The following is a 25553-nucleotide window of genomic DNA, read 5'->3' on the forward strand; positions in this document are numbered from 1 at the left end:
ACTGGCATACACTGCGCGGCCGTTTTTCAACCGGAACCCGATAGACATGAAAAACCCATCCCCAGCCCGTGCCTGCGGTATCGACTTCGGCACGTCCAACTCCACCGTCGGCTGGATCCGCCCCGGCATGGAAACGCTTATCGCGCTGGAGGACGACAAGATCACCCTGCCGTCGGTGGTGTTCTTCAACTTCGAGGAGCGCCGCCCGGTCTACGGTCGCCTGGCCCTGCACGAATACCTGGAGAACTACGAAGGCCGGCTGATGCGCTCGCTCAAGAGCCTGCTGGGTTCCAAGTTGATCAAGCACGACACCAGCGTATTGGGCACGGCGATGCCGTTCACCGACCTGCTGGCGCTGTTTATCGGCCAACTCAAGAGCCGCGCCGAAGCCACCGCCGGCCGCGAATTCGAAGAAGTGGTGCTGGGCCGCCCGGTGTTTTTCGTCGATGACGACCCGATGGCCGACCAGGAAGCCGAAAACACCCTGGTCGACGTAGCGCGCAAGATCGGTTTCAAGGACATCTCGTTCCAGTACGAACCGATTGCCGCTGCGTTCGACTACGAGTCCACCATCGAGAAGGAAGAGCTGGTACTGATCGTCGACATCGGCGGGGGTACGTCCGACTTCTCGCTGGTGCGCCTGTCCCCGGAGCGCCGCCACAACGACAACCGCCAGGACGACATCCTCGCCACCGGCGGCGTGCACATCGGCGGGACCGACTTCGACAAGCAACTGTCCCTGGCCGGCATGATGCCGCTGTTCGGCTATGGCAGCCGCATGAAAAGCGGTGCCTACATGCCCACCAGCCACCACATGAACCTGGCGACCTGGCACACCATCAACTCGGTGTACTCGCAGAAATCCCAGCTGGCCCTGGGCAGCATGCGCTATGACATCGAAGACACCGGCGGCATCGATCGCCTGTTCAAGCTGATCGAACAGCGCGCCGGGCACTGGCTGGCCATGGAAGTGGAAGAGACCAAGATCCAGCTCACCCACGAAGACAGCCGCCACGTGCCGCTGGGCCGGGTTGAAGCGGGGTTGAGCGTGGACCTGAGCCGCGCACTGTTCGAGTCGGCCATCGATGGCTTGCTGGAGCGCGTGCGCAACAGCGTGACGCAGTTGCTCACCGACGCTTCCGTGGAGGTGGCCCAGGTGGACACGGTGTTCTTCACCGGCGGTTCCAGCGGCATCCCGGCGCTGCGCCACAGCATCTCGGCCATGCTGCCGAATGCCCGGCATGTGGAGGGGAATATCTTCGGCAGTATCGGCAGTGGTTTGGCGATCGAGGCGAGCAAGCGCTACGGCTGCTGAGTTTTACCTGAAATACCGTGGCGACTTCATCGGGGGCAAGCCCCCTCCCACACTGACCGTGTTCACAAGTCGACCTGTGTAGACACAGTAAATGTGGGAGGGGACTTGCCCCCGATGGGGCCCGCCCAGGCAACACACGCCTTAAACCATACCACCGAGCTTCAGCTCACTCTTCAGATACGCATAGTAAATCGGCCCCGCCACCACCCCCGGCAAACCAAACGCCGCTTCAAACACCAGCATCGCCAGGAGCAACTCCCACGACTTGGCACTGATCTGCCCGCCGACGATGCGCGCGTTGAGGAAGTACTCGACCTTGTGGATCACGATCAGATACCCCAGCGCCGCCACCGCCACCCAGATCGACAACGACAGCGCGACGATGGTGATCAGGGTGTTGGACATCAGGTTGCCAATCACCGGCAACAGGCCGAGCAGGAAGGTCAGCACGATCAGGGTCTTGGTCAGCGGCAGGTGGATGCCGCACAGCGGAAGCACCACGGCGAGGAACACGGCGGTGAAGGCGGTGTTGAGCGCGGCGATCTTGATCTGTGCGAAGACGATGTTGCGGAACGCCTGGACCAGCAGGTGCAGGCGGTCGAACAGCGCCGCGGCCAGGGGCTTGCGTTTGGTCAGGTCGGGCACCCGCTGCAGGGCGATGATCGCACCGAGCACCATGCCGATCAGCAGGGTAACGAACATGTGGGCGGCGTCTTTGCCGACCAGTTGCAGTTCGCTCAGGTGCTTGCTCAGCCAGTCGCCGATAGCCACGCGGAATTCGGCGGCGCTGGCGGGCAGGTAGGCATCGAGGAACGGCGGCAGTTGGCCGCGCGCGCGGTCGACTACGCCCATGAATTTATCCAGGGAAGCCCCGGGGTTTTCCGCTTCATGAAGCAGGAAGCTGATGGCGCCGGCGAAGATCAGGGCCAGCACGCTGACGATCAGGGTGCCGAGCAAGGCCACCGCCAGCCAGCGCGCGCGGCGCCCTTCGATCAGCCGTTGCAGTTGGGGGGTGAGCATGTTGACCAGTTCATAGACCAACAGGCCGGCCAGCAGGCTGGGCAGCAATTTCAGCGGCAATACCAGCAGCAACCCGCCGAAAATGATGATGTAGCTGGCCAGCAATAACACGTGACGCTGAGAAAACGTTGGCATACAGCCTCAAAACGAACGGCGTTAAAGGATGTGTAGGAGCGAGCTTGCTCGCGAAGGTCGCCAACGATAACGCGTTTATTCTGAATAAACGCGGGGTAATTGCGTTCTTCGCGAGCAAGCTCGCTCCTACAGAGGGGCTGTGTGCGAGTGTCGCAGCCTTCTGGGGCCTGGGGCTATCAATTCTTCAGGCAGGTGCTCATGAACGTCTTGCGGGCATCGCCGGTCAGCGCCTTGGTTTTCGCCGACGCATTGCAATCCTTCATCTTCTGCTGTTGCGGGGTGAGCGTCTTCGCATCATTGGCCGCCGGCGCCGACAGGCAGGTTTTCATGAAAGCCTTGCGCTCGTCGCCCTTGAGCGTCTTGGTAGTGGCTTCGGCATTGCAGGTGGTCATCTTGTTTTGCTGGGCAGTGGCGGCAAAGCCCTGGGAACACAGCAGCAGGCCCATCATCAACAGCGGAATACGCAGCATCTTCATGGAGTTTTCTCCCTGTTACCGTGCCGGGAGGCACGGCCTACCCAGCAGTGTAGCCAAACCTTGTTACATCTTCATCGGCTGCGAATATTCGTCCGCCGGTACTGCTCCGGGGTGCAGCCGGCCTGGCGCTGGAACATCGCGATAAACGCCGAGGCGCTGCTGTAGCCGAGGTCAAACGCCACATTTTGCACACTGCGCTCGCTGTCGAGGGCTTCGATGGCGGCGAGGTAGCGCAGGCGCTGGCGCCATTCGCCGAAGCTCATGCCCAGCTCGCGCACAAATTGTCGCGCCAGGGTGCGCTCGCTCACATGCACCTGGTCGGCCCAGTGCGCCAGGGGGCGATTGTCAGCGGGGTCGGCCTGCATGCCTTCCAACACGCCGAGCAGCCCGGGGTGGCGGGCGTAGGGCAAAAAACCCTCGTGGATCGGCGCCTGCCTGAGCTGGTCGACCAGCACCTGGGCCAGGCGAATATCGGCGTCGGAGTGCGGGATGTTGACGTCACGCTGGGCGAAGTCGCTAAGGATGGCCTTGAGGATGTCGCTGATCGCCAGGGTGCAGGGCTGCTGGGGCAATTGCTCGCAAAGCTGCGGTGAAAGGCCCACCGAACGGTAGACAATCGCCTGGGCATTGTAGGAACTGTGTTCGGTATTGGGTGGGATCCACACCGCGTACTGCGGTGGCGACATAAAGCGGTTGCCGGCCACTTCCATGCGCATTACGCCACTGGCGGAGTAGTCCAGCGAGCCCCAGACATGCTGGTGCGGGGTGCACTCCGTGTCGGGGGCAAAGTCGGAGTAACGGAAGTACACGGGGCTTGGCAGGCTGCCAAAATCCGCAAGGCGTACGGTGTGTCGGGCCATATTGTCTGGATACAGAGGTCGTTTGTCTGGATCGCAGTATAGGCTTCGATCCAGACAAGGGATAATCCTGGCTCATCAACACATCTGGTTTCTTTCGATGCAATACGCGTATCCCCTGCTGGCCATCTTTATCTGGGCCGGCAATACCGTGGTCAATAAACTGGCCGTGGGTTCGATCTTCCCGGCTGAAATCGGCTTTTATCGCTGGTTGCTGGCGGCCCTGCTCTTTACGCCGTTCATGCTCAAGCCGGTCATCGCCCACTGGCCGCTGATCCGCCCGAACCTGGGCAAGATCGGCATCCTCGGCGTGCTGGGCATGGCGGTGTACCAGAGCCTGGCGTACTACGCCGCCTCGCTGACCAGCGCCACCAATATGGGCATCATCCTGTCGTTGATGCCGTTGATGGCCTTGACGGCGGCCATCATCAGCCTGGGCCAGCGCCTGACCTTGGGCGCACTGACGGGGGCGGTGCTGTCATTCGCAGGGGTAGTGGTGGTGGTGTCGGCCGGCAGCCTCGGCGCGTTGCTGCAGCACGGCGTGAACCTGGGCGATGCGATGATGCTGGTCGCGACCCTGGCGTACGCGGTCTACAGCACCCTGTTGAAAAAATGGCAACTGCGCCTGCCGCCGCTGGTGCTCCTGTATCTGCAGGTGCTGGTGGCGGTGGTGGTGCTGTTTCCGCTGTTTCTGTTCTCGGCAAAAGCCGGCCTGGGCTGGACGAATATTCCGCTGGTGCTCTATGCATGCTTGCTGGCTTCGATGCTGGCGCCACTGGCGTGGATGCACTCGGTGAAGACCCTGGGCCCCAGCCGCACCACGTTGTTTTTCAACCTGCTGCCGTTGATTACCGCATTGATTGCGGCCGTGGTGCTCAGGGAAGAATTGGCGTTGTATCACCTGGTGGGCGGTTTGCTGACCTTGGGCGGGGTGATTTTGTCGGAGCGCTGGACCACGCCGGTGCGCCGCCAGGCTTAAACCCCGGCCGCCTTCAGGCGCTGGGCATGCTCGACGAACAACCGAATCGGCTCGGCGCCCTTGCCGACCAGGCCCATGGATTGGTTGACGATGTCGAAGTGGTCCAGGGCGTAGTCATCGCCGATCACCCGCCCCAGGTGCGAGCTGCAGCGCCCGACCATGCCGTCGCACTGGCCCTTCTCGCGCACGAAGCTGCGGGCGAACAATCGGCAACTTCGATTCGTCCCGTCCAGCAGGTTGCGTCCGCGATCGGTCTTGCCCGGTTGCAAGGTGCCGGACCATGAGTAGTAGCGCACGCCATTGTCCACCTCCGCCCCGTGCCCGCCCCAGGTATGCGGCAACCCTTGGGGATACTTGCGGTTGAACAGCGCCACGCCTGCGCTGGTCAGGGAATGGTGGGACGCCTGCAAGTCCGCCTTGAAACGCGGGCCGCGATAGCCGGTTTCCAGCAGGCTCATCACCGTTGCAACCAGATGAAACAGCGCGCTCATCAGCCGGCCCTTCACGCTGTCGGCCGGATAATGGGCGTGGATATGGTCCGCCAGTTCCGAACCGTGGTTGGGCCCGGCCACCGACGTCACCGACGCCACCCACTCCGGGCGCTTGGCCGCCGCATAACGGGCGGTCAGCGCGCCCTGGCTATGGCCGATCAGGTTGACCTTGTCGGCGCCGGTCTCAAGGCGAATCCGCTCGATCTGCGCCAGCAACTGCTCGCCACGCACCTCGCTGGAGTCCAGCGGCGCCACCTGGATGGGAAACACCTGCGCCCCACCCGCCCGCAGTGCCGGGACAATGCCGTACCAGTAAGGGAAGAACCCCAGGCGCACGAACCCCAGCATGCCGGGCACCAGCACCAAGGGATAACGCGTGGCTAACGACTGCGACATGAAGCGAACGTCCTTGATCAAGAGAGGATGATGGCAGGCTAGCCCAATTCCGGCGACGCGCTGATGACACGCCTGGCAAATCCAATAAAACTTTTTGCTGCGCCCGTGACTCACAACTGGGAGCGATCACGCCGACAGAGCGTGGCGTAAAACCGGATTAGCCCCAGGAGATTGAGATGACTGAAGCAAACTTGACTGACGTTGCGACCCTGCGCAGCCGCGCCCGCCAGAACGTCGAAAACGGTGCCGTGACCGAGGGCTATGACGCCGACCGCGAAGAGATCATCCGCCTGCTCAACGGCTCCCTGGCCACTGAACTGGTGTGTGTGCTGCGCTACAAGCGCCACTACTTCATGGCCAGCGGCGTTAAAGCTGCCGTCGCCGCGCAGGAATTCCTCGAACACGCCACCCAGGAAGCCGAGCACGCCGACAAACTGGCCGAACGCATCGTGCAGCTGGGCGGCGAGCCGGAGTTCAACCCGGACCTGCTGTCGAAGAACTCCCATGCCCAATACGTGGCCGGTAACAGCTTGAAGGAAATGGTCTACGAAGACCTGGTGGCCGAGCGGATCGCGGTGGACAGCTACCGCGAAATCATCCAGTACATCGGTGATAAGGATCCGACCACGCGCCGTCTGTTTGAAGAGATCCTGGCTCAGGAAGAAGAGCATGCGGACGATATGGCCGACATCCTAGAAAGCCTGTAAATAGCGCAAAACCAATGTGGGAGGGGGCTTGCTCCCGATAGCGGAGTGTCAGTTTCAGCGGTACTGACTGACACCCCGCTATCGGGAGCAAGCCCCCTCCCACATTTTTGAGTTGCGTTCTGTCCGTCAGCCCTTCACCGTCTTCGGCGCCTTGCCTTCCTTCATCTGCTGCAACAACGGTGCACACTGGTTCGGCGCATCGGCGCTCGGTGCCACCAGCGCCAACAGACCCGCTGCCGGGCCGGCGATCACGCCCAGTGCCACCATGCCCGCGCCCCGCAGGGCCAGGGGGATGGCCTTTACACCCGCATTGGGCTTGATGAACGGGCCATTGACGTACAACGGCGAACGCAGGGAAAACAGGCGGAAGCCCTTGGACTCGGGGGTGATGGTCAGGTCGAGCTGTTCGGTGGCCATGTTGGCGGTGCCATCGATATAGATGATCGCGTTCTCGGTATCGAACACAAACAAGCGCGTGGTTGCCAGGCCGGTCTTGATCCCGAAGTCCGCCGCCGCGCAGTTGATCTTCACTTCCTTGTCGCCGAACAGGCGACCCACCACGTAGTTGCCCACGTTGAGCCCGGCAATTTCCATCAGGCCACGGCTGATGGCGCCGTCGTTGATCAGCATCTTCAGGTCACCGTTGGAGGTGCCCAGCAGCGCCGCGACGGAGTTGCCACGCCCGGAAATATCGGCATCGCCGTTGAGTTCACCAAAGCTGGTTTTCATCGGTTCGAAGGTCGGGAACAACTGCTTGAGCTTGAAGTTGCGCGCAGTCAGTTTGGCGCGGCCTTCCATCGGCGTGGTGCGGCCGTTCAAGCGGATCTGCGCATCCAGCTTGCCGCCAGCGACGCCGAATCGCAGCGGTTCCAGGCTCAGTTCGCCGTCGTTGAGCACCAGGTGGGTATAGAGGTCGGTGAAGGGCAACTCGGCACTGTGCACGATGCGTTTGCCGGTGAATTCCACATCGGCATCCATGTCGCGCCAGCGCTCGGTGCGGAACTCTTCCACCGGCAGCACTTTGGTCGCCGGCTGCTTGCTCTCACCGCCACGCGCTTTTTGCTTGGCGTTGGAGTCGGCACCGATCAGGGGGGCGAGGTCGCTCATCAGCAATTGGTTGGACACCAACGCACCGCTGAGCTTGGGACGTGGCTGGCTGGCGACATAGGCGAGGTTGCCGTGAATATCGCTGTTGCCGATCTTGCCGTTGAAGTTTTCGTAGCTGAATGACGCGCCGCTGGCCTCGTGCAACTTGGCGATCAAGTGGCCGTCAGTCGAGTAGGCCGGCGAATCCGGCAAGGTGACGCCGGTCAGCGGGTAGAGGTTACCCAGGCTGCTGCCGGACAGTTTCAGGCGCAGGTCCAGGGCGCCGAGGTTCAACGGGTCGGTCAAGGTGCCGGCCAACGCGATGCTGGTATCGGCAATCCTGACCTGGGCTTGCAGCGGAAACGGCCTGGCCGCGTCCTGCAGGGCCAGCAGGCCACCGATCTTGCCGCTGCCGTCGAGTTTCTGGCCGTGATACTGGCCCTTGACCTTGAGGGCGAACGCATAGTCCTGGGGCGCGGAGCCTTTTTCCAGGGCCTTCCTGGCATCGGCGTCGCCGACGATTTCGCCGAACGGAATCGGCTTGCCCAGGGGGTCGATGATCACGTCCAACTGAGTCTTGAGGGTCTGGTCGTCGAGGGTCACGTGGCCTTTGTCGAAGCCAATGGCGCCGATGTCCACCACCCAGTTGGAAGGTTCGGCGTCGGGGTCCTTGGGGTCGAACGTGAACGTCCAGTTGGCGCGGCCATCGGCCAGGCGCTGCAACTCGGCACTCGGTTCGGTGAGGTCGATACGCGGGATCACCACGCGCTGCACCAGCAACGCCAGCGGCGAAATACGCAGCTCGACCTTTTTCAGCGTGACCATCTGCGGTTTTTTCGACCAGTCGGGGTTGCCCAGGGTCAGGTCCTCGGCAATCACATGGGGCCACGGCACCCAGGCGCGCCAGCCGCCTTCATCGGGCTCACGTGCCCACACCACCGCCAGGTTGCCATTGATGGCAAACGGACGATGCAGTTCTTCGGAGACTTTGGCATTGAGGGGCGGTTTGATGCGGTTCCAGTCAAAGAACACCAGGACCAGTACCACCACAGCGATTAACACAACGAAGCTGGCGCAGCTCCACATGACGATTTTACGAGTGCGCGTCATTGCACAGGACTCCTGAATACGACCGGCTGAACCAACACCTGTAGGACAGCTTATAAAACTACGACTGGCAAACCGCTCGTGGGTTTAACCCAATCTCCGATTTACCCTTGAAAACCTGCTTTCCTGACCGTTTCGACAGATTCGATCCTCCACGGCGCACCATTGTTACCCGGGTTCGTGTCGAAAATACCCACCTCGGTGCAAAACCGCGTGCTTGAGAGGCCCGATCTAGAGCCTCCCTGACGAACAATCAATTCTGTTGATTATTACCATTGTGTTTATGAACTTTTATATCGACTTATCGAGAGTAGCATTAGCCCCGTACCCACTTTATCGCCCTCCCAAGGAGCAACCCATCATGAAACGCCAAGTACTCGCTACCGTCCTGTTATCCATCCTGGCTTCCAGCGCCTTTGCCCTGCCAGCCGCCGAACAGGTTACCCCACAAGCCAAGGCCGACGCCGTTCACTTCAACCAGACCCTGGCCCGCAGCGGTTCGCAAGAAGACGAGAACCGTGACTACGCCAAAGGTGCTGTCGCTGAAAACGGTTCGGAACACGCCAACAAGCGTGCCTACACTGAAGGTGTTGCCGAAGGTGGCCGTGATCGCCTGGAACAGAAAGGCCTGGTTGAAGGTGGTGCGGAACAAGCCAACGAACGTGCCTACACCGAAGGTGTTGCCGAAGGTGGTGCTGATCGCCTGCAAGAACTGCATCAAGCTCAGAGCTGACCCTGTGGTGGCCCAGAAAAAAGCCCGATCTGCCGACCGGGCTTTTGACTTTTTGTAGCGCCTGTCACGCAACACTCCCCACCTATTCCCCGCCAAGTTCGACGTCAATGAAGCTGTTTTGCTAGAGTGCGTCGCTGTACTTGCCGACAAAGCCCGCCCGCCCATGCTGCCCCGTGCCGAACAGAAGCAACAGACCCGCCTCGCCCTGATGGACGCTGCCCGCCATCTGATGGAGTGTGGCCGTGGGTTTGGCAGCCTGAGCCTGCGTGAAGTGGCCAAGGCCGCAGGCATTGTCCCCACCGGCTTCTATCGCCACTTTGCCGATATGGACCAGCTTGGACTTGTATTGGTGAGTGAGGTGGGCCAGACCTTTCGCGCCACCATTCGCCTGGTGCGCCACAACGAATTCGTGATGGGCGGCATTATCGATGCCTCAGTGCGGATTTTTCTCGATGTGGTCTCGGCCAACCGCTCGCAATTCCTGTTCCTGGCCCGCGAGCAATACGGCGGTTGCCTGGCGGTGCGCCAAGCCATCGGTGCCCTGCGTGAAGACATCACCCGCGACCTGGCGGCCGACCTGACCCTGATGCCCAAGTTGCAGCACCTGGACGCCGATGGCCTGCATGTAATGGCCGACCTGATCGTCAAGAGCGTGTTCGCCACCCTTCCCGACATCATTGATCCACCGGCCCAGGCCTTGCCTGCCCACCTCACGCCCCAGGCGAAAATCACCCAGCAACTGCGCTTTATCTTTATCGGCCTCAAGCATTGGCAAGGCCTGGGCAGTACGGAGTAAGCCGGCTATCCCGCCGAGTGAAAGCGCTTGGCGGTACTGTAGTTCTTGTTCCAGTAGCGATTGCTCAGTGAGTCGATTCGCACCGTCTTGCCGGCGCGCGGCGAATGAATGAATTTGCCCTCGCCTATATAAAGGCCGACATGGCTGACCTGACTGCGCCCGTTACCTTTGAAGAACACCGCATCCCCAGGTTTGAGCGCGTTACGCTTGATCGTCATGGCGTTGGAACGGTGCATCGCCGCCGTGGTGCGGGGTATACGGATATTGGCTTCGGTCCTGAACAGGTAGACCAGCAAGCTGCTGCAGTCGAAGCCCTGCTCCACGGTGTTCCCGCCCCATTTATACGAGGTGCCCAGCAATTGATGGGCGCGGTCGATCACATTGTCGATGGCTGGGCGCTTTTGCAGCGACTGCAGGGGCGTCGCGATCTCGAGAGGGGCTGCCCCGCGCGGCTGGATATTGGCCGAGGACGAGGGAGTGACCAGGTAAAGACTGAAAATGAATAAACACACAATTGATTTGAACATACTGGAACTCGCCGTGGATGTTTAGCACGGCGCAAATCCTAACGGTCTGGCGCGTAAGCAGATGAACGCCGAATCCTTACATCCAGTAGGACAAATCCGAAAATCCCATATACGAAAAAACGGAAGGAACTTGATGTGATAAACACCACCCGCCAACAAAAAGAGCACCATTTAAGTGCTGAATAACCGGCAGCGCACCAACAGCAAGCACTCGCAGCACTCAACCCCGCCCTATTCAGTGGCATCTCCTCGCGCACCGACAGAGAATTCCTACATCAATACCTGATTGGCAAGGCCCTTGCTCTAGCACTTCCATCGCTCATAGCTGGAAGCTTCCTGATGCTGGTGATCCACCGCCGAATCGCCCCCCAAGCCCTCTGGGCCGCTGAGCTGCTGCTGAATTTCGAAGCACGCAGCAAGAGCCGCCTGCGCTGTTTCAGTGCCGACGGTGAAGACGTCGGCCTGTTTCTGGAGCGCGGCCAGCCGCCGCTGCACGATGGCGAATTCCTGCAAGCCGAAGACGGACGTGTCGTACGCGTGTGCGCCCGCCCTGAACACCTGCTACACGTCACCTGCAGCAACGCGTTTGAACTGACCCGCGCCGCCTACCACCTCGGCAACCGCCATGTGGCCTTGCAAGTGGGAGACGGCTGGTTGCGCCTGCTCGATGACTACGTGCTCAAGGCCATGCTTGAGCAACTGGGCGCCCACACCGAAACCATCGAGGCGCCGTTCCAACCGGAACACGGCGCCTATGGCGGCGGTCACCACCACTCCCGGCATGGCGATGAAGATTTCAACTACCCGCCCAAGCTGCATCAGTTCGGCGTACGTCTATGAACCCAGCCTGGGCGCTGTTGCGTCTGGCCAGTCCGCAATTGCCGATTGGCGGCTACAGCTATTCCCAGGGCCTGGAAATGGCCGTGGAGAACGGCCGCGTCAACGATGCCGCCAGCGCTCGGCGCTGGATCAGCGACCAATTGCTGCTCAACCTCGCGCGCTTCGAAGCTCCGCTGTTGCTCGCCCATTGCCGCGCCGCCGCAGAGCAGGACTGGCCAGCGTTGGCGCAGCTGTGCGAAGCGCATCAAGCCAGCCGCGAAACCCGGGAGCTGTATCAGGAAAGTCGGCAGATGGGTTATTCCCTGCAGCAGTTGCTCAATGGCCTGCCGGAACTGGACAGCGACGCCCGCCGCTTCCTGGAGCAACGCCGCGAACCGCACTTGGCCCTCGGCTGGGCACTGGCCGCGCGCGCCTGGGCGATCAGCGCCGACGACGCCCTCGCCGCCTGGCTCTGGAGCTGGCTGGAAAACCAATTGGCCGTGCTGATGAAAACCCTGCCCCTGGGCCAGCAAGCCGCGCAACGCCTGACCAGCGAGCTGCTGCCCCAGCTGCAACAGGCCCGGCAGGACGCCGCCCGCATCGACCCCCAGCATTTCGGCAGCGCCGCCTTCGGCCTGTCCTTGGCGAGCATGGCCCACGAGCGCCAGTACAGCCGCCTGTTCCGTTCCTAAGGTTTTTTTGGAGAATCAGACATGAACACACAACCCCTGCGTGTCGGTATCGGTGGCCCGGTCGGCTCCGGCAAGACCGCCCTGACCCTGGCCCTGTGCCTCGCGCTGCGCGATCGCTACAACCTGGCGGTGGTCACCAACGACATCTACACCCGCGAAGACGCCGACTTCCTGGTGCGCAACCAGGCCCTGGCGCCGGAGCGCATCATCGGCGTGGAAACCGGCGGCTGCCCGCACACGGCGATTCGCGAGGACGCCTCGATCAATCTGGAAGCGGTGGACCAACTCAATCGCCGCTTTCCCGGCCTGGACCTGATCCTGGTGGAGTCCGGCGGCGATAACCTGTCGGCCACCTTCAGCCCGGAGCTGTCGGACCTGACCATCTATGTGATCGATGTGTCCGCCGGCGACAAGCTGCCGCGCAAAGGCGGGCCTGGTATTTGCAAATCCGACCTGCTGGTGATCAACAAGATCGACCTGGCGCCGCTGGTGGGCGCGTCGCTGGAGCTGATGAACAGCGACACCCAGCGCATGCGCAACGGCAAACCCTTTGTGTTCAGCAACCAGAAAACCGGGGTAGGCCTGGAAGAAATCGTCGCCTTTATCGAACGCCAAGGCCTGCTGACCGCCGCCTGATCAACCCATAAGGAACCTGTTTATGAACCTCAATAAACTCCTCGCAGCCGCCACCCTGCTGCTCGCGCCCGCCCTGGCCTTCGCTCACCCTGGCCACGGCGACAACGGCCTGGTGGCCGGTATCAGCCACCCGCTGGGCGGCCTCGACCACCTGCTGGCCATGCTTGCGGTCGGCCTATGGGCCGCGCAACAAAAGGGTGCCGCGCGCTGGGCCCTGCCGTGCACCTTTGTCGGCACCATGCTGATGGGCGGCGTGCTGGGTTTTGAAGGGCTGCAATTGCCCGCGCTGGAAAGCGGGATCGCAGCCTCGGTGCTGGCCCTGGGCCTGGCGGTGGCACTGGCGGTGCGTCCGCCGTTGTTCATGGCCATGGGTGCGACGGCGTTGTTTGCGCTGTTCCATGGTGTGGCCCATGGCTTGGAGCTGCCGGACATGTCGAGCCCTTGGGCGTATGCCGCCGGTTTTGTCGGCGCGACCGCTGCACTGCACGCGGCCGGGTATGCGCTGGTGCGCTGGCTGCCGGCCGCAGCCGCACCGTTGGTACGGATTGCCGGAGCGGCTTCCGCGGCGACTGGGGCGTGGCTGCTCGCCAGCTAAACGTCGCAAGCTGCAAGTAAAAGCCAAACCGCTCTTACTTGCAGCTTGCAGCTCACAACTTAAAGCTGCCCCTCTGCTACCATGCGCGCCTACACCCCTGCCGTGACGACGCCAGCCGATGCCCATCGCTCCAAGCTCCGCCCCCCAGCCTTCGTTGAATGCCGTGCTCACGCACTTCCACACCCTGATCGTGCCGCTCTGGCAGGGCCCGGGCTGGAATGCCGAATTGGCGCTGCCCTATGAGGCGCTGGACGCCGATCACCGCCCACTGCCGCCGCAACGCTACCGCGCCATGGCCTGCGCGCGGCAGTTGTACCTGTTCGCCAGCCTGATCGGCGCGCCAGGGGCGGCTTTCGCTGAAGAGCGCGCGGCGGTGCTGTTCCGCTCCCTGCAACGGCATTTCCACGATGCCGAACACGGCGGCTGGTTCTACAGCGTCGACCCCGCCGGCCAGCCGCTGGACAAGCGCAAAGACCTCTACACCCACGCCTTCATCATCTTTGCCTGCGCCCATTACTGGGCCAAGGTGCGTGAACCGCTGGTGGAATCGGTGCTGAACGCCGCCCTCGAAGTCGTCGCCCAGCGCTTCGCCACCGAGGACGGCCTGTACGAGGCGGTGCTGGAACGCAACTGGTCGTCCCTCCAGTCCGGCCCGCTGCAAAACCCGTTGATGCACCTGGCCGAAGGTTTCCTCGCCACCCTCGCGGTGCGCGAGGATGCCCCTGTGCAAGCGGCCCTGCTGGCCTTGGCGACGGCCATGCAGCAGCGTTTCATCGACCGCCGGCACGGCGTGATGATGGAAAAGCCGCTGGGCGCTGTGGATAACTGGTTTGAACCGGGGCACCAGTTCGAGTGGTTCTTTTTGCTCGAATCGTCGCCCGTGCTGCGCGGCACGCCGCTGCATGCGTCACTGACGCGGGCGTTTGCCTACGCAGAGCAAAAGGGTGTGGACAGCGCGACCGGAGCGGTCAGCGGCATGTTGGCACTCGACGGCAGCGTACGCGACGGCACCCAGCGTATCTGGGCCCAAGCCGAGTACCTGCGGGCACTGACCTTGCGCCCTGGCAGTGAGGCGGTGCTGCAGCGCCAACTGCTGGCGCTGCAACAGCATTTCCTGCATGAGAAAGGCTGGCATGAATGCCTGGATGCCAACGGCGCGGTGAGCCGACGGGATATGCCATCGACCACCCCTTATCATTTGGCAACCTGCTACCAGGGGCTGATCCAGCATCTCGGGTGACCTGCAGGGCCTCGGTCTAACGACCCATCACGCAATCCACTTGCGATCCCCGGTAAAGCTGATCGTCAGCCAGCGCGCCGCATCCGGTTTGCCCAGCCCTGTGGATATCTCTTCACGCAGCCCATCGAGGGTCGCGACGTTATCCACCGGGTAATCCGCCGGCAGCACCACATGGATTTCGATAAACCGCGCCCGACCGTGCTTTTGCACGTAGGACACGTAGTCATCGAACCCATGCCTGGCCTGCGCCGCGTCCATCACCTCGCGCACTTTGTCATCCAGGTGATCCGGCGCGATCCCCAGCACCTCGCGCAACGCCGGGCGCAGGATCTTGAACGCCGGTGCCAGCATGCTCAGGGCCAGCAGGATCAGGATCAATGGGTCGACATACACCGCCCACTCGCCATAGCCCTGGGACTTGAGCAACAGCGCGGCGAGAAAGCTGACCAGCAGGCCCACCGAGAGCATCGCGTCCACCAGCCAACTGATGTTGTCGAACTGGATCAGCGATGATTTCAGCCTGCGGTTGCGATAGCGCACATAGAAGAAGTAGGCGAACTCGACCACGGTAAACACCGCCGCGTAGATGATCACCAGGCCCAACTCGATCTCGCGCCCGCCATTGATAATGCCGAACACACCGTTCAGGAACGCATAGATGGCGATCAGCAGCAGGAAGCTGCCTTCGATCAGCAGCACCATGGGCTCCAGGTGCCAATAGCCGAACTGGAAGCGCTCGTTGCTTTTCTTGGCGATCAGCTTGGCCGTGATCAGCATCAACACCTTGATGGCGGTGGCGATCAGCGAGAAAAAGCCGTCGAACAGAATGGATTGGGCGCCAGATATCACACCCGTGACAATCCCGGCGATCGCTACCGCGAACATCAGGATCGTCGATTGCTTGAGCAGTGACTGCTCACCTCGGTTACTCACATTTCCTCCCGTCAAAACCTTTAAACCGCAGGGTGCGGTGGGGTTTTCAGGGGTGGAGTGTACCTTATGGCCTGTTTTGGCCGATTTGACGCCATCGGGGCGGTGCGACGATTCGCCAAGCCCCCGATGGCAGCAACGCGGTCTAGAGCCTTACTTGGCCCCCCGCTCAATCGCAAACCCCGCCCAGGTCTGGCTCACCGGCATCAGTTCCAGGCGGTTGATGTTGACGTGCGCCGGCGTGTTCAGCACCCAGAAGATGGTGTCGGCAATGTCCTGCGGCTGGATCGGCTCGGCACCGGCGTAGGTCGCGTCGTAGCGCGCCTGGTCACCGCCGAAGCGCACCAGGGAGAACTCGCTTTCGCACAGGCCCGGCTCGATGTTGGTCACACGCACGCCGGTGCCCTGCAGGTCACACCGCAGGTTCAGGGAGAACTGCTTCACGAACGCCTTGGAACCGCCATACACATGGCTGCCCGGGTACGGGTAGCTGCCGGCGATGGAGCCCAGGTTGATGATCCCGGCGCCACGGCCATGGGCGATCAGGCGCGGCAGCAGCAGGCTGGTGGTGGTCAGCAGGCCTTTGATGTTGGTGTCGACCATGGTTTCCCAGTCGTCGAGGTTGCACTTGGGCGCCGGGTCGGTGCCCACGGCCAGGCCGGCGTTGTTGATCAGCCCGCGCAGGGTGGCGAACGATGGCGGCAGGTTGGCGATCGCCTCTTCCATGCCTGTGCGATCCCGTACGTCCACCACCAGGCCGTGCACTTCGGTCTGCTTGGAAAGCTCCTCGACCAGCGCATTCAAACGCTCGGCACGACGACCGGTAAGCACCAGTTTCCAGCCGGCCTCGGCAAACCGGCGGGCGCAGGCTTCGCCGAAACCTGAGGTGGCGCCAGTAATAAACAGCGTGTTGGACATGGTGTTCTCCTTGCGGGCATCGGGAAAAAAATCAGCCAGCAGAATGCCCTTACGCCGCGGTTGCGGCAACCGCCATGCACAGAACTTCATGCACGACTGGTCATTTTTTAATCATTCAGAGCAAAGCCTTATGAACCGTGGCTTGCAGCCATATGCGCGCAGGTTATCCACAGCTGCGCCCACAGTCTCTGGGGGCAAGTGCAAAACGCTTCAGGCCGCTGTGTACAAGGCTTCCAGGCGATTTTAGAAAGTTTTTTGCTTGACCTGGACGAAGGCGTATGTAGGCCCAGGGGCGGCGGGACAAATCGAGCGATGGCTCCAGGCCAGTCATTCCGGCCTCTGCGGCCGTGTTTCCAGAGTTTAGTCACAGACTTATCCACAGGCTGGCGGGACATATTTCAGTCATATACCTGTGTCTTTAAACAGGTTGACAAACCCCTCGATCGGCCGCGAAAAAGCCACTGATCAAAAAACAACCACACAGCTGAAAGCCACGGTTTTAAAGGGGTTCAGCCAGCTACTCCCACGTTACCCACAGCCGGTTCCACAGTGGATGGGGACAAGTCAAAAGTGTGACAAAACAGGGATTTGCGGCGGCTATATGTCGCGCTTTGGAGGGGGGCTGGATTTGTTTTCCACAATTTGGGATCGGTCTTGCAGGCGACACAAAACAAATGTGGGAGGGGGTTTTCCCCCGATGGCGGTGTGTCAGTTTCAGGTGTGCTGACTGATACAACGCCATCGGGGCAAGCCCCCTCCCACAGGGGTACTGCGTCGTTATTTAGATCAGTGGCCACCGAGGTAAGCGTTGCGCACTTCCTCGTTCACCAAAAGCTCCTTGCCGGTGCCGGTAAGGCGAATCTCACCGTTGACCATCACATACGCCCGGTCCGACAAACGCAATGCATGGTTGGCGTTCTGCTCCACCAGGAAGATGGTCATCCCGGTGGAGGCCAGCTCGCGCAGGGTGGAAAAGATCTGCTTCACCACAATCGGCGCCAGGCCCAGGCTCGGTTCGTCCAGCAGCAACAGCTTGGGTCGGCTCATCAGCGCGCGGGCGATGGCGAGCATTTGCTGCTCGCCACCGGACATGGTCATGGCGCGCTGGTTACGTCGTTCCTTGAGCCGTGGGAACAGCTCGAACATGCGTTGCATATCGTCCTGGGCGAACTTGTCGCCAATGGGGATGGTGCCCATCAGCAGGTTTTCCTCGACGGTCATGTCGGGGAACACCCGCCGCCCTTCCGGCGACTGTGCAATGCCGTTGGAGGCAATGTAGTGGGACGACTTGTGGGTAATGTCGACGCCGTTGTAGAGGATCTGCCCCGACTCGGCCCGTGGCTGGCCGAAGATCGACATCAGCAGCGTGGATTTACCCGCGCCGTTGGAGCCGATCAAGCTGACGGTTTCGCCTTCGTTGATGTGCAGCGAAACTTTTTTCAGGGCCTGGATCGGGCCGTAGAACACGTCCAGGTCCTTCATTTCGAGGATAGGTGCACTCATACCAGCTCCTCTTCGTCGGCGCCCAGGTAGGCGGCAATCACTTTCGGGTCGTTGCGGATCGCTTCCGGCCCGCCTTCGGCAATCACGTTGCCGTGGTCCAGCACCACAATGTGGTCGGAAATACTCATCACCATGCCCATGTCGTGTTCGATCAGCACCACCGTCAGGTCGTGTTCGTCGCGCAACAGGCGAATCATCGCGCTGAGGGCTTCGGTCTCCTGGGGGTTGAGGCCCGCTGCCGGCTCGTCCAGGCAGATGATCTGCGGCCGGGTGCACATGGCGCGGGCGATTTCCAGGCGGCGCTGCTGGCCGTAGGAAAGCTCACCGGCCAGGCGGTTGGCGCAGTCCACCAGGTCCACCACTTCGAGCCAGTAGAACGCGTGGTCGAGGGCATCGCTTTCGGCCTTGCGGTAGCCCTTGGTGTTGAGGATGCCCGCCAGCATGTTGCGGTTGACCCACATGTGCTGGGCCACCAGCAGGTTTTCCAGCACCGACATTTCCTTGAACAGGCGAATGTTCTGGAAGGTCCGGGCCAGACCGGCGCGGTTGACCAGGTGGGTGCCGCCGAACATCTTGTAGTACACCCGGCTCAAGAAGCTTTTCGGCGATACGAAGTCGACCGCCTTGAAGCGCTCGCCGAGCAGCTGGATCACATTGGTCTGCTTGCCACGGATGTTCAGTTCGATCTTGCCGCCGCTGGCTTTGTAGAAGCCGGTGAGGCAGTTGAACACGGTGGTCTTGCCCGCGCCGTTGGGGCCGATCAGGGCGAAGATCGAGTTGCGTTCGACCTTGAGGCTCACATCGCTCAAGGCCTTGATGCCACCGAAGTGCATCATCAGGTGTTCCACGGAGAGGACGACTTCCTTGCTCATGGCGCTACCCCCTTGCGCGGTGTCACACCGGTGCGGCTGATCCGGATCAGGCCGCGCGGTCGCCAGATCATCATCACCACCATCAGCACGCCAAACAGCAGCACGCGGTATTCGCTGAAGCTGCGCAGCAGTTCAGGCGCGACGGTCAACACGAACGCCGCGATCACCACGCCGACCGTCGATCCCATGCCGCCCAGTACCACGATGGCCAGGATCAGCGCCGACTCGAAGAAGGTGAACGACGACGGGTTGACGAAGCCTTGGTAGCTGGCAAAGAACACCCCGGCCAAACCGGCAGTGGACGCGCCAATGGTGAAGGCCGAGAGCTTGACCAGCACGTGGTTCAGGCCCATGGAGCGGCAGGCGATCTCATCTTCGCGCAAGGCTTCCCAGGCGCGGCCGACCGGCATGCGGGTCAGGCGGTGCTTGATGTACAGCACGGCCAGCACCACCAGGAACAGCACGATGTAGATGAACATGAACTTGATGTTGGGGTTGTAATCGATGCCGAAGAACTCGTGGAACGGAACCCCGCCCTCCTTGGCCTTGCGCCCGAACTCCAGGCCCAGGAAGGTCGGCGAAGGCACCGGCATACCGTTGGGGCCGCCGGTGAATGACAGCCAGTTGTTGAGCACCAGGCGAATGATTTCACCGAAGCCCAGGGTCACGATGGCCAGGTAGTCACCGTGCATTCGCAGCACCGGGAAGCCGAGTATGCACCCCGCTAAAGCCGCTGCGATGGCTGCCAGTGGCAACACGCTCCAGAAGCCCAGGCCGAGGTATTGATAACCCAGCGCCAGGCCGTAGGCGCCGATGGCGTAGAACGCCACGTAACCCAGGTCGAGCAGCCCGGCCAGGCCGACCACGATGTTCAGGCCCAGGCCCAGCAACACGTAGATCAGCCCGAGGATCACCACGGTCAGCAGGTACTTGTTGGCGAAGATCGGGAACACGATGGCGATCACGATCAGCGCCGGGATGATCCAGCGCAGCCGCGACTTGTAGTCCGGTGGCAGTACATGCACGCCGGAGCCGCTGCTCTCGAAGCCCTGCAGAATCTTCAGGCCCTTGGGGGTTTGCAGGAACAGGCTGAGGGCAAAGCGCCCGGCCATCACGATGGCGACCAGGGTAGCCACACGGGCCGGTTCCAGGTTGAAGCTGTAGCCGTCGAGGACCACGCCGACGATCGGACCGAACACGATCAACGAAATCAGCCCGGCAAGGACCGTATCGACCACACTTTTCTTGATATCGATGGGTTTGGCAGCAGACATGTTTACACCTTAGCCACGAGTGGGCGACCAAGCAGGCCCTGGGGACGGAAAATCAGAATCACCACCAGCAGGGAGAAACTGAACACGTCTTTGTAGTCGGAGTTGATCAACCCCGAGAACAACGACTCGGAAATACCCAGGATGATCCCGCCCAGCATCGCCCCAGGCAGGGAACCGATGCCGCCGAGTACCGCTGCGGTAAACGCCTTGATGCCGATGATGAAGCCGGCATAGAAGTCGAACGTGCCGTAGTTGAGGGTGATCAGCACGCCGGCCAGGGCCGCCATGGCGGCACCGATGACAAACACGTAGGAGATCACGCGGTCGGTGTTGATCCCCAGGATCGAGGCCATCTTGCGGTCTTGCTGGGTGGCGCGGCACATGCGGCCGAGCTTGGTGTACTTGATGATGTAGGTGAGCAACGCCATGCCGGCAAACGCCGCCACGAGGATGAAGACCTTGGTGTACGTGAGTTGGACGAACCCGCTGCCGATGTCGACGCGCCAGGCGCCGGCCAGCAGGGTTGGAATGCCTTGTTGTTTCGCGCCCTGGGCGATCTGCGCGTAGTTCTGCAGGATCAGGGAGATGCCGATGGCGCTGATCAGCGGAGCCAGGCGGGTGGAGTTGCGCAGCGGTTTGTAGGCGACCCGTTCGATGACCCAACCGTATACGCCGGTGACGACCACGGTGAAGATCAGGGTGCCGAGAATGAGCAGCGGGAAGGATTCGATGCCGAAGTAAGCCAGCAGTGCCAGACTGATCGCCGCGAGGTAAGCGGAAATCATATAAACCTCGCCGTGGGCGAAGTTGATCATGCCAATGATGCCATAGACCATTGTGTAGCCGATGGCGATCAGGCCATAGACCGACCCGAGGGTCAGGCCGTTGACCAGTTGCTGCAGGAAAATACCATCCATAACGCAATCTCACGCGGTGAGCACCTGCACACCAATCGGTGTGCGGCGCTTCTGGAGGAAAAGACAGATCTCAATAACAACGCTGTCCCAATGTGGGAGGGGGCTTGCTCCCGATAGCGGTGTGTCAGTCAACAATTGTTCATCTGACCCACCGCATCGGGGGCAAGCCCCCTCCCACATGGATTACTTCTGCTTTTCCAGCTGGTGGTATTTGCCGTCTTTATCCCACTGGTAAACCACGTAGTCGGAGACTTTCAGGTCGCCCTTCGCGTCCCAGGTCTTCTCGCCCATCACGGTTTTGACCGGGTGCGCTTTCAGCCATTTGGCCGCGTCTTCGCCCTTGTTGGACTTGGCGCCGTTGAAGCCGGCAGCCAGGGCCTGCAGCGAGGCGTAGGCGTACAGGGTGTAGCCCTCAGGCTCGTAGCCGGCCTTGCGGAACTCTTCCACCACGGCCTTGCTGTCCGGCAGCAGGCGTGGGTCGGCGCCAAAGGTCATGTACACGCCATCGACGTATTGCGCGCCGCCGGCGGTGGCCACCAGTTCATCGGTCACTACGCCGTCATCGGACATGAACTTGACGTCCTTCAGGCCCGCTTCACGAATCTGGCGAACCAATGGACCGGCTTCCGGGTGCAGGCCACCGAAGTACACGACGTCGGCGCCCAGGGAGCGGATCTTGGTGACCAGCGCACTGAAGTCTTTCTCGCCACGGGTCAGGCCTTCTTCCAGCACCGGCTTGACGCCGCGCTTGGTCAACTGGGCAGCGGTGGCGTCGGCCAGGCCTTTGCCGTAGGTGTCCTTGTCGTTGATGACGGCGACTTTCTTGCCCTTGAGCACGTCGACGATGTAGTCGCCGGCGACGATGCCTTGCTGGTCGTCACGCCCGCACATACGGAACATGGCGCCCAGGCCGCGTTCGGTCACTTGTGGGTTGGTAGAACCTGGGGTGATCGCGATGATGCCCGCTTCGTCGTAGACCTCGGAGGCCGGGATGGTGTTCGACGAGCAGAAGTGCCCGACTACGCCAATCACTTTGTCCTGGTCAGCCAGGCGGTTGGCCACGGCCACGGCCTGCTTGGGTTCGCATGCGTCGTCGCCTGCCACCAGCACGACTTTCTCGCCGTTGATGCCACCGGCCTTGTTGATCACCTCGGCTGCCGCCTGGGCACCCTTCATGTACTGCTCACCGAACGAGGCGTTGGCGCCGGTCATCGGCCCCGCAACGCCAATCTTCACATCAGCTTGAACAAACGTAGAAACACCCAGCGCCGCTGCAACGGCGAGGGCCAGAAAACCTTTCTTGTAAAACGTCTGGGACATGAGTGGTGCTCCGATATTTTTGATTTTTGGCACGACAACTTGCGTTCAAACTTTTCACTGAAAGCCCAGAGCAAGCCTCGTGCCATTACGTTTTTATTCTTCAAAAAGACACGGTGTCATTGTTATTGCAGGCGTTTCGGCTCCGCTCGCCAGGACGTGCAACCCTCTAGCATCAATAGGTGCAACCCATGGGCCGAAAAAGTACAACCCTGACGGGTCGCACCTGCAACCAAAGCAATAAACGACAGTTCCTACAGCTGTAACAGCCTGCGTAACGGAACTGCACATTTACAGTGCGCAACTGCTACGACCTGCACCAATACAGATTAGTAGCCGGCTAAGAAAATGCAGGCTTCTGAGCGGTATTTCGCTGATCAGATCACGATCCTCAGGCATTGCCCGGCGTGATACAGCGAAAATCCGGCTTCATACAGGCAACTGCGCAGCCCAACCCCGGCCAGCGGTTGCATGGGTGCAAACGGAATCGGCAAGGCTTGGGGATTCTGGTGACATAGATAGTCGGCGAACGCCTTGCCGACCACGCTGCCGGTGGTCACACCGCGCCCGTTATAGCCGGTTACCGCCACCAGGCCGGGGGCGGGCTCGAACAGGCGCATCAGGTGATCGGGGGTGAAGGCGATGCAGCCGGTCCAGGTGAATTCCCATTGCACCGATTTGAGGTACGGGAAGTAATGTTGCTGCACCCGATCAGCCCACGCCTTGAGGAACCAGGCCGGTTTCTGGTTACCGTTGCCCAGGCTGCCGAGCAACAGGCGGCCATCGGCATCGCGGCGGATGCTGCTCAGTACCTGGCGCGTGTCCCATGAGCCTTGGCCGCCGGGTAGAATCTGCTCGGCGGCGGCGTCGGTCAGCGGCGCGGAGGCGACCTGGTAGTAGTAGCCGGGGAAAAAATTGCGTCGCAGCTCGGTCCACTCACCTTCGGTGTAGGCGTTGGAAGCGATGACCACTTGTGCAGCCTGCACCGAACCGCTGGCGGTCTGAACGGACCAGCTCGCACCTTGGCGCTCCAACCGGGTGACCGGCGAATGGTCGAACAACTGCCCGCCAAGTCCCACGGCGGCATTCGCCAAACCGCTGGTGTAGGCCATCGGGTTCAAAGTGCCGGCACGCCGGTCCAGCAAGGCGGCAGCGATTTTCTTGGTGCCGGTGGCGTGTTCGCAGGCCTGGCCGGTGAGCAATTCCACCGGCGCGCCACGGCGCTTCCACTGCTCTTCACGACTGCGCAAATCCGCCTCGCCACGGGCGTTATGTGCCATGTGCAAGGTGCCCTCGCGGCGCAATTGGCAATCGATGGTGTATTTGTCGATCAGGCTGAACACCAGCGACGGTGCCGCGCCGAGCATGCGGTTGAGCTGGCTGCCCACCGTTTCGCCGAAACCGGCTTCGATCTCGTCCGGGGGGATCCACAGGCCGGCATTCACCAACCCGACGTTGCGCCCCGAACCACCGTGGCCGGTGCGATGAGCCTCCAGCACGGCGACGCTTTTACCCTGTTCCAGCAAATGAATGGCGGCGGACAAACCGGTGATGCCGGCGCCGATCACGCACACATCCACCTTGACCTCGCCCTGGAGCGCGGTACGGTCCGGCCGGCCAGGGGTGAGGTGTTCCCACAAACATGTTTCGCGTAGTGCCATTGCCAGACTCCGGTGAGACCCAACAAACAACAATCTTGACCGCATTCCGTCTTGAGGAGGTCAGTCGAAGGTGATGCCTTGAGCCAGTGGCAACTCCAGCGAGTAGTTCACGGTATTGGTCTGGCGGCGCATATACCCGCGCCATGCATCCGAACCCGACTCGCGCCCGCCACCGGTCTCTTTCTCACCGCCAAACGCGCCGCCAATCTCCGCGCCGCTCGGGCCGATGTTGACGTTGGCGATTCCGCAGTCGCTGCCCACCGCCGACATGAATTGCTCGGCCTCGCGCACGTCAGTGGTGAAGATGCACGACGACAGGCCTTGGGGTACGGCGTTGTTCAGGCGCAGGGCTTCGGCGAAGTCCTTGTAACCGACGACATACAGAATCGGCGCGAAGGTTTCGGTGCACACCACATCGCTTTGCTCAGGCATTTCGACAATGGCCGGTGACACGTAGTAGGCGTTGGGGAACTTGTCTTCCAGTTGGCGCTTGCCGCCGAACACCTTGCCGCCTTCACTCAAGGCCTGCTCCAGGGCGTCCTGCATAGCGTCGAAGCCATGCTTGTCGATCAGCGGGCCGACCAGGTTGCCCTCCAGCGGGTGGCCGATGCGCACTTTGGAATAGGCGGCCTTGAGGCGGGTGACGATTTCTTCCTTGACCGACTCGTGGGCGATCAGGCGGCGCAGGGTGGTGCAGCGCTGGCCGGCGGTGCCGACGGCGCTGAACAGGATGGCGCGCACGGCCATGTCCAGGTCGGCGCTCGGGCCGAGGATCATGGCGTTGTTGCCGCCCAGCTCGAGGATGCTGCGGGCAAACCGCGCGGCAACTTTCGGCGCCACTTCGCGGCCCATGCGGGTGCTGCCGGTGGCGCTGATCAGGGCCACGCGTGGGTCATCCACCAGCGCAGCGCCGGCATCGCGGCCGCCGATGATGACCTGGCTCAGGTACTGCGGCGCATCCTTGAAATTCTTCAGCACACGCTCGAACAGCGCCTGGCACGCCAGGGCGGTGAGCGGGGTCTTTTCCGACGGTTTCCAGATCACTGCGTTGCCGCACACCAGCGCCAGTGTGGTGTTCCACGCCCACACGGCCACCGGGAAGTTGAAGGCGCTGATCACCCCGACCACGCCCAGCGGGTGCCAGGTTTCACGCATATGGTGGCCTGGGCGCTCGGAGGCGATGGTCAAGCCGTACAACTGGCGGGACAGGCCCACGGCGAAGTCGCAGATGTCGATCATTTCCTGCACTTCACCCAGGCCTTCCTGGGTGATCTTGCCGGCTTCCCAGGACACCAGCTCGCCCAGATCGGGCTTGTATTCGCGCAGTACATCGCCGAACTGGCGCACCAACTCGCCGCGACGGGGTGCCGGCACGTTGCGCCAGGCCTCGAATGCATGCTCGGCGCGACTGACCTGTTGCTCCACCTCGGCGGCACCTTCCCAGTGCACACTGCCGATACGGCTGCCATCAATGGGCGAATGCACGGGTTGTTTACCCGCCTGGTACAGCGCCGGGTTTACCCCGAGACGATCAAGCAATGCGGCAACCATGGG

Annotated in this window: 25 protein-coding genes; 10 read left to right on the forward strand and 15 right to left on the reverse strand. The window is 61.7% G+C overall.

The window, feature by feature from the left end; translation table 11 throughout:
- The first annotated feature begins 46 nt into the window (after nt 1-46).
- Nucleotides 47-1315 (forward strand): Hsp70 family protein, encoded by a 1269-nt coding sequence (locus tag C8K58_RS08930; RefSeq protein WP_108573618.1) that lies wholly within the window; start codon nt 47-49, stop codon nt 1313-1315.
- A gap of 141 nt (nt 1316-1456) precedes the next feature.
- On the opposite strand, the gene C8K58_RS08935 is transcribed toward C8K58_RS08930, so the two are convergent.
- The 3 genes from C8K58_RS08935 to C8K58_RS08945 form a co-directional block, all read right to left on the reverse strand.
- Nucleotides 1457-2470: an AI-2E family transporter gene (locus C8K58_RS08935; RefSeq protein WP_027607720.1), complete on the reverse strand. Its 1014-nt coding sequence runs from the start codon at nt 2468-2470 to the stop codon at nt 1457-1459.
- Between the two features lie 176 nt (nt 2471-2646).
- Nucleotides 2647-2946: a PsiF family protein gene (locus tag C8K58_RS08940; protein ID WP_027607719.1), complete on the reverse strand. Its 300-nt coding sequence runs from the start codon at nt 2944-2946 to the stop codon at nt 2647-2649.
- A 71-nt stretch (nt 2947-3017) separates the two neighbouring features.
- On the reverse strand, nt 3018-3806 hold the full coding sequence (locus C8K58_RS08945; RefSeq protein ID WP_108573619.1) for a helix-turn-helix transcriptional regulator: 789 nt from the start codon (nt 3804-3806) through the stop codon (nt 3018-3020).
- 97 nt (nt 3807-3903) lie between these two features.
- Between C8K58_RS08945 and C8K58_RS08950 the strand changes: the two genes are divergently transcribed.
- Complete coding sequence (locus C8K58_RS08950) at nt 3904-4782, forward strand: DMT family transporter (protein ID WP_027607717.1); 879 nt, start codon at nt 3904-3906, stop codon at nt 4780-4782.
- Here the strand turns inward: C8K58_RS08950 and C8K58_RS08955 are convergent.
- The gene (locus C8K58_RS08955; protein WP_027607716.1) at nt 4779-5669 is read right to left on the reverse strand and encodes a triacylglycerol lipase; all 891 of its coding nucleotides are present in this window, start codon (nt 5667-5669) and stop codon (nt 4779-4781) included. The genes C8K58_RS08950 and C8K58_RS08955 overlap by 4 nt on opposite strands.
- Before the next feature lie 176 nt (nt 5670-5845).
- On the opposite strand from C8K58_RS08955, the gene C8K58_RS08960 reads away from it, so the two are divergent.
- On the forward strand, nt 5846-6376 hold the full coding sequence (locus C8K58_RS08960) for a bacterioferritin (protein ID WP_027607715.1): 531 nt from the start codon (nt 5846-5848) through the stop codon (nt 6374-6376).
- Between the two features lie 126 nt (nt 6377-6502).
- Here the strand turns inward: C8K58_RS08960 and C8K58_RS08965 are convergent, their stop codons facing one another.
- Entirely contained in the window at nt 6503-8572 is a 2070-nt protein-coding gene (locus C8K58_RS08965; RefSeq protein WP_108573620.1) for an AsmA family protein, read from the reverse strand.
- 358 nt (nt 8573-8930) lie between these two features.
- On the opposite strand from C8K58_RS08965, the gene C8K58_RS08970 reads away from it, so the two are divergent.
- Both C8K58_RS08970 and C8K58_RS08975 read left to right on the forward strand, forming a co-directional pair.
- Nucleotides 8931-9302: a hypothetical protein gene (locus C8K58_RS08970; protein WP_065925601.1), complete on the forward strand. Its 372-nt coding sequence runs from the start codon at nt 8931-8933 to the stop codon at nt 9300-9302.
- 163 nt (nt 9303-9465) lie between these two features.
- Entirely contained in the window at nt 9466-10098 is a 633-nt protein-coding gene (locus C8K58_RS08975) for a TetR family transcriptional regulator (protein ID WP_027607712.1), read from the forward strand.
- 5 nt (nt 10099-10103) lie between these two features.
- Here the strand turns inward: C8K58_RS08975 and C8K58_RS08980 are convergent, their stop codons facing one another.
- Nucleotides 10104-10625, reverse strand: a complete 522-nt coding sequence (locus C8K58_RS08980; RefSeq protein WP_027607711.1) for a C40 family peptidase — start codon at nt 10623-10625, stop codon at nt 10104-10106.
- A gap of 339 nt (nt 10626-10964) precedes the next feature.
- Here C8K58_RS08980 and ureE point away from each other — a divergent pair, with 339 nt between their 5' ends.
- The 5 genes from ureE (at nt 10965) to C8K58_RS09005 (ending at nt 14607) form a co-directional block, all read left to right on the forward strand.
- Nucleotides 10965-11465, forward strand: a complete 501-nt coding sequence (ureE, locus tag C8K58_RS08985; protein WP_065947138.1) for an urease accessory protein UreE — start codon at nt 10965-10967, stop codon at nt 11463-11465.
- Nucleotides 11462-12136 carry an urease accessory protein UreF gene (locus C8K58_RS08990; RefSeq protein ID WP_027607709.1) on the forward strand — a complete coding sequence of 225 codons (675 nt, stop codon included), beginning with the start codon at nt 11462-11464 and terminating at the stop codon, nt 12134-12136. Before ureE ends, C8K58_RS08990 begins: the two co-directional genes overlap by 4 nt.
- A gap of 21 nt (nt 12137-12157) precedes the next feature.
- Complete coding sequence (gene ureG, locus C8K58_RS08995; RefSeq protein WP_012721947.1) at nt 12158-12772, forward strand: urease accessory protein UreG; 615 nt, start codon at nt 12158-12160, stop codon at nt 12770-12772.
- A 22-nt stretch (nt 12773-12794) separates the two neighbouring features.
- The gene (locus C8K58_RS09000) at nt 12795-13367 is read left to right on the forward strand and encodes a HupE/UreJ family protein (RefSeq protein WP_108573621.1); all 573 of its coding nucleotides are present in this window, start codon (nt 12795-12797) and stop codon (nt 13365-13367) included.
- 118 nt (nt 13368-13485) lie between these two features.
- Entirely contained in the window at nt 13486-14607 is a 1122-nt protein-coding gene (locus C8K58_RS09005) for an AGE family epimerase/isomerase (RefSeq protein ID WP_108573622.1), read from the forward strand.
- Between the two features lie 27 nt (nt 14608-14634).
- Here C8K58_RS09005 and C8K58_RS09010 read toward each other — a convergent pair whose 3' ends face one another.
- The 9 genes from C8K58_RS09010 to C8K58_RS09055 form a co-directional block, all read right to left on the reverse strand.
- A complete protein-coding gene (locus tag C8K58_RS09010; RefSeq protein ID WP_065940892.1) occupies nt 14635-15540 on the reverse strand; it encodes a cation diffusion facilitator family transporter in 906 nt (301 codons plus the stop codon).
- A 150-nt stretch (nt 15541-15690) separates the two neighbouring features.
- Entirely contained in the window at nt 15691-16455 is a 765-nt protein-coding gene (locus C8K58_RS09015) for an SDR family oxidoreductase (protein ID WP_027607705.1), read from the reverse strand.
- 786 nt (nt 16456-17241) lie between these two features.
- Nucleotides 17242-17958, reverse strand: coding sequence for an ABC transporter ATP-binding protein (locus tag C8K58_RS09025; RefSeq protein WP_027607704.1), 717 nt, complete (start codon nt 17956-17958; stop codon nt 17242-17244).
- Nucleotides 17955-18830: an ABC transporter ATP-binding protein gene (locus C8K58_RS09030; protein ID WP_027607703.1), complete on the reverse strand. Its 876-nt coding sequence runs from the start codon at nt 18828-18830 to the stop codon at nt 17955-17957. The genes C8K58_RS09025 and C8K58_RS09030 overlap by 4 nt, the downstream gene beginning before the upstream one ends.
- Nucleotides 18827-20104: a high-affinity branched-chain amino acid ABC transporter permease LivM gene (gene livM / locus C8K58_RS09035; protein WP_027607702.1), complete on the reverse strand. Its 1278-nt coding sequence runs from the start codon at nt 20102-20104 to the stop codon at nt 18827-18829. Before livM ends, C8K58_RS09030 begins: the two co-directional genes overlap by 4 nt.
- Before the next feature lie 2 nt (nt 20105-20106).
- Nucleotides 20107-21021 carry a branched-chain amino acid ABC transporter permease gene (locus C8K58_RS09040; protein WP_003236186.1) on the reverse strand — a complete coding sequence of 305 codons (915 nt, stop codon included), beginning with the start codon at nt 21019-21021 and terminating at the stop codon, nt 20107-20109.
- A gap of 183 nt (nt 21022-21204) precedes the next feature.
- A complete protein-coding gene (locus C8K58_RS09045) occupies nt 21205-22341 on the reverse strand; it encodes a branched-chain amino acid ABC transporter substrate-binding protein (protein ID WP_027607701.1) in 1137 nt (378 codons plus the stop codon).
- 374 nt (nt 22342-22715) lie between these two features.
- Entirely contained in the window at nt 22716-23999 is a 1284-nt protein-coding gene (locus C8K58_RS09050) for an FAD-binding oxidoreductase (RefSeq protein WP_108573623.1), read from the reverse strand.
- Between the two features lie 60 nt (nt 24000-24059).
- Nucleotides 24060-25550, reverse strand: a complete 1491-nt coding sequence (locus C8K58_RS09055) for an aldehyde dehydrogenase family protein (RefSeq protein ID WP_108573624.1) — start codon at nt 25548-25550, stop codon at nt 24060-24062.
- Nucleotides 25551-25553 lie beyond the last annotated feature (3 nt).

Origin of the sequence: Pseudomonas sp. GV047, from assembly GCF_003058245.1 — a bacterium.
GTDB classification, from domain to species: Bacteria; Pseudomonadota; Gammaproteobacteria; order Pseudomonadales; family Pseudomonadaceae; genus Aquipseudomonas; species Aquipseudomonas marginalis.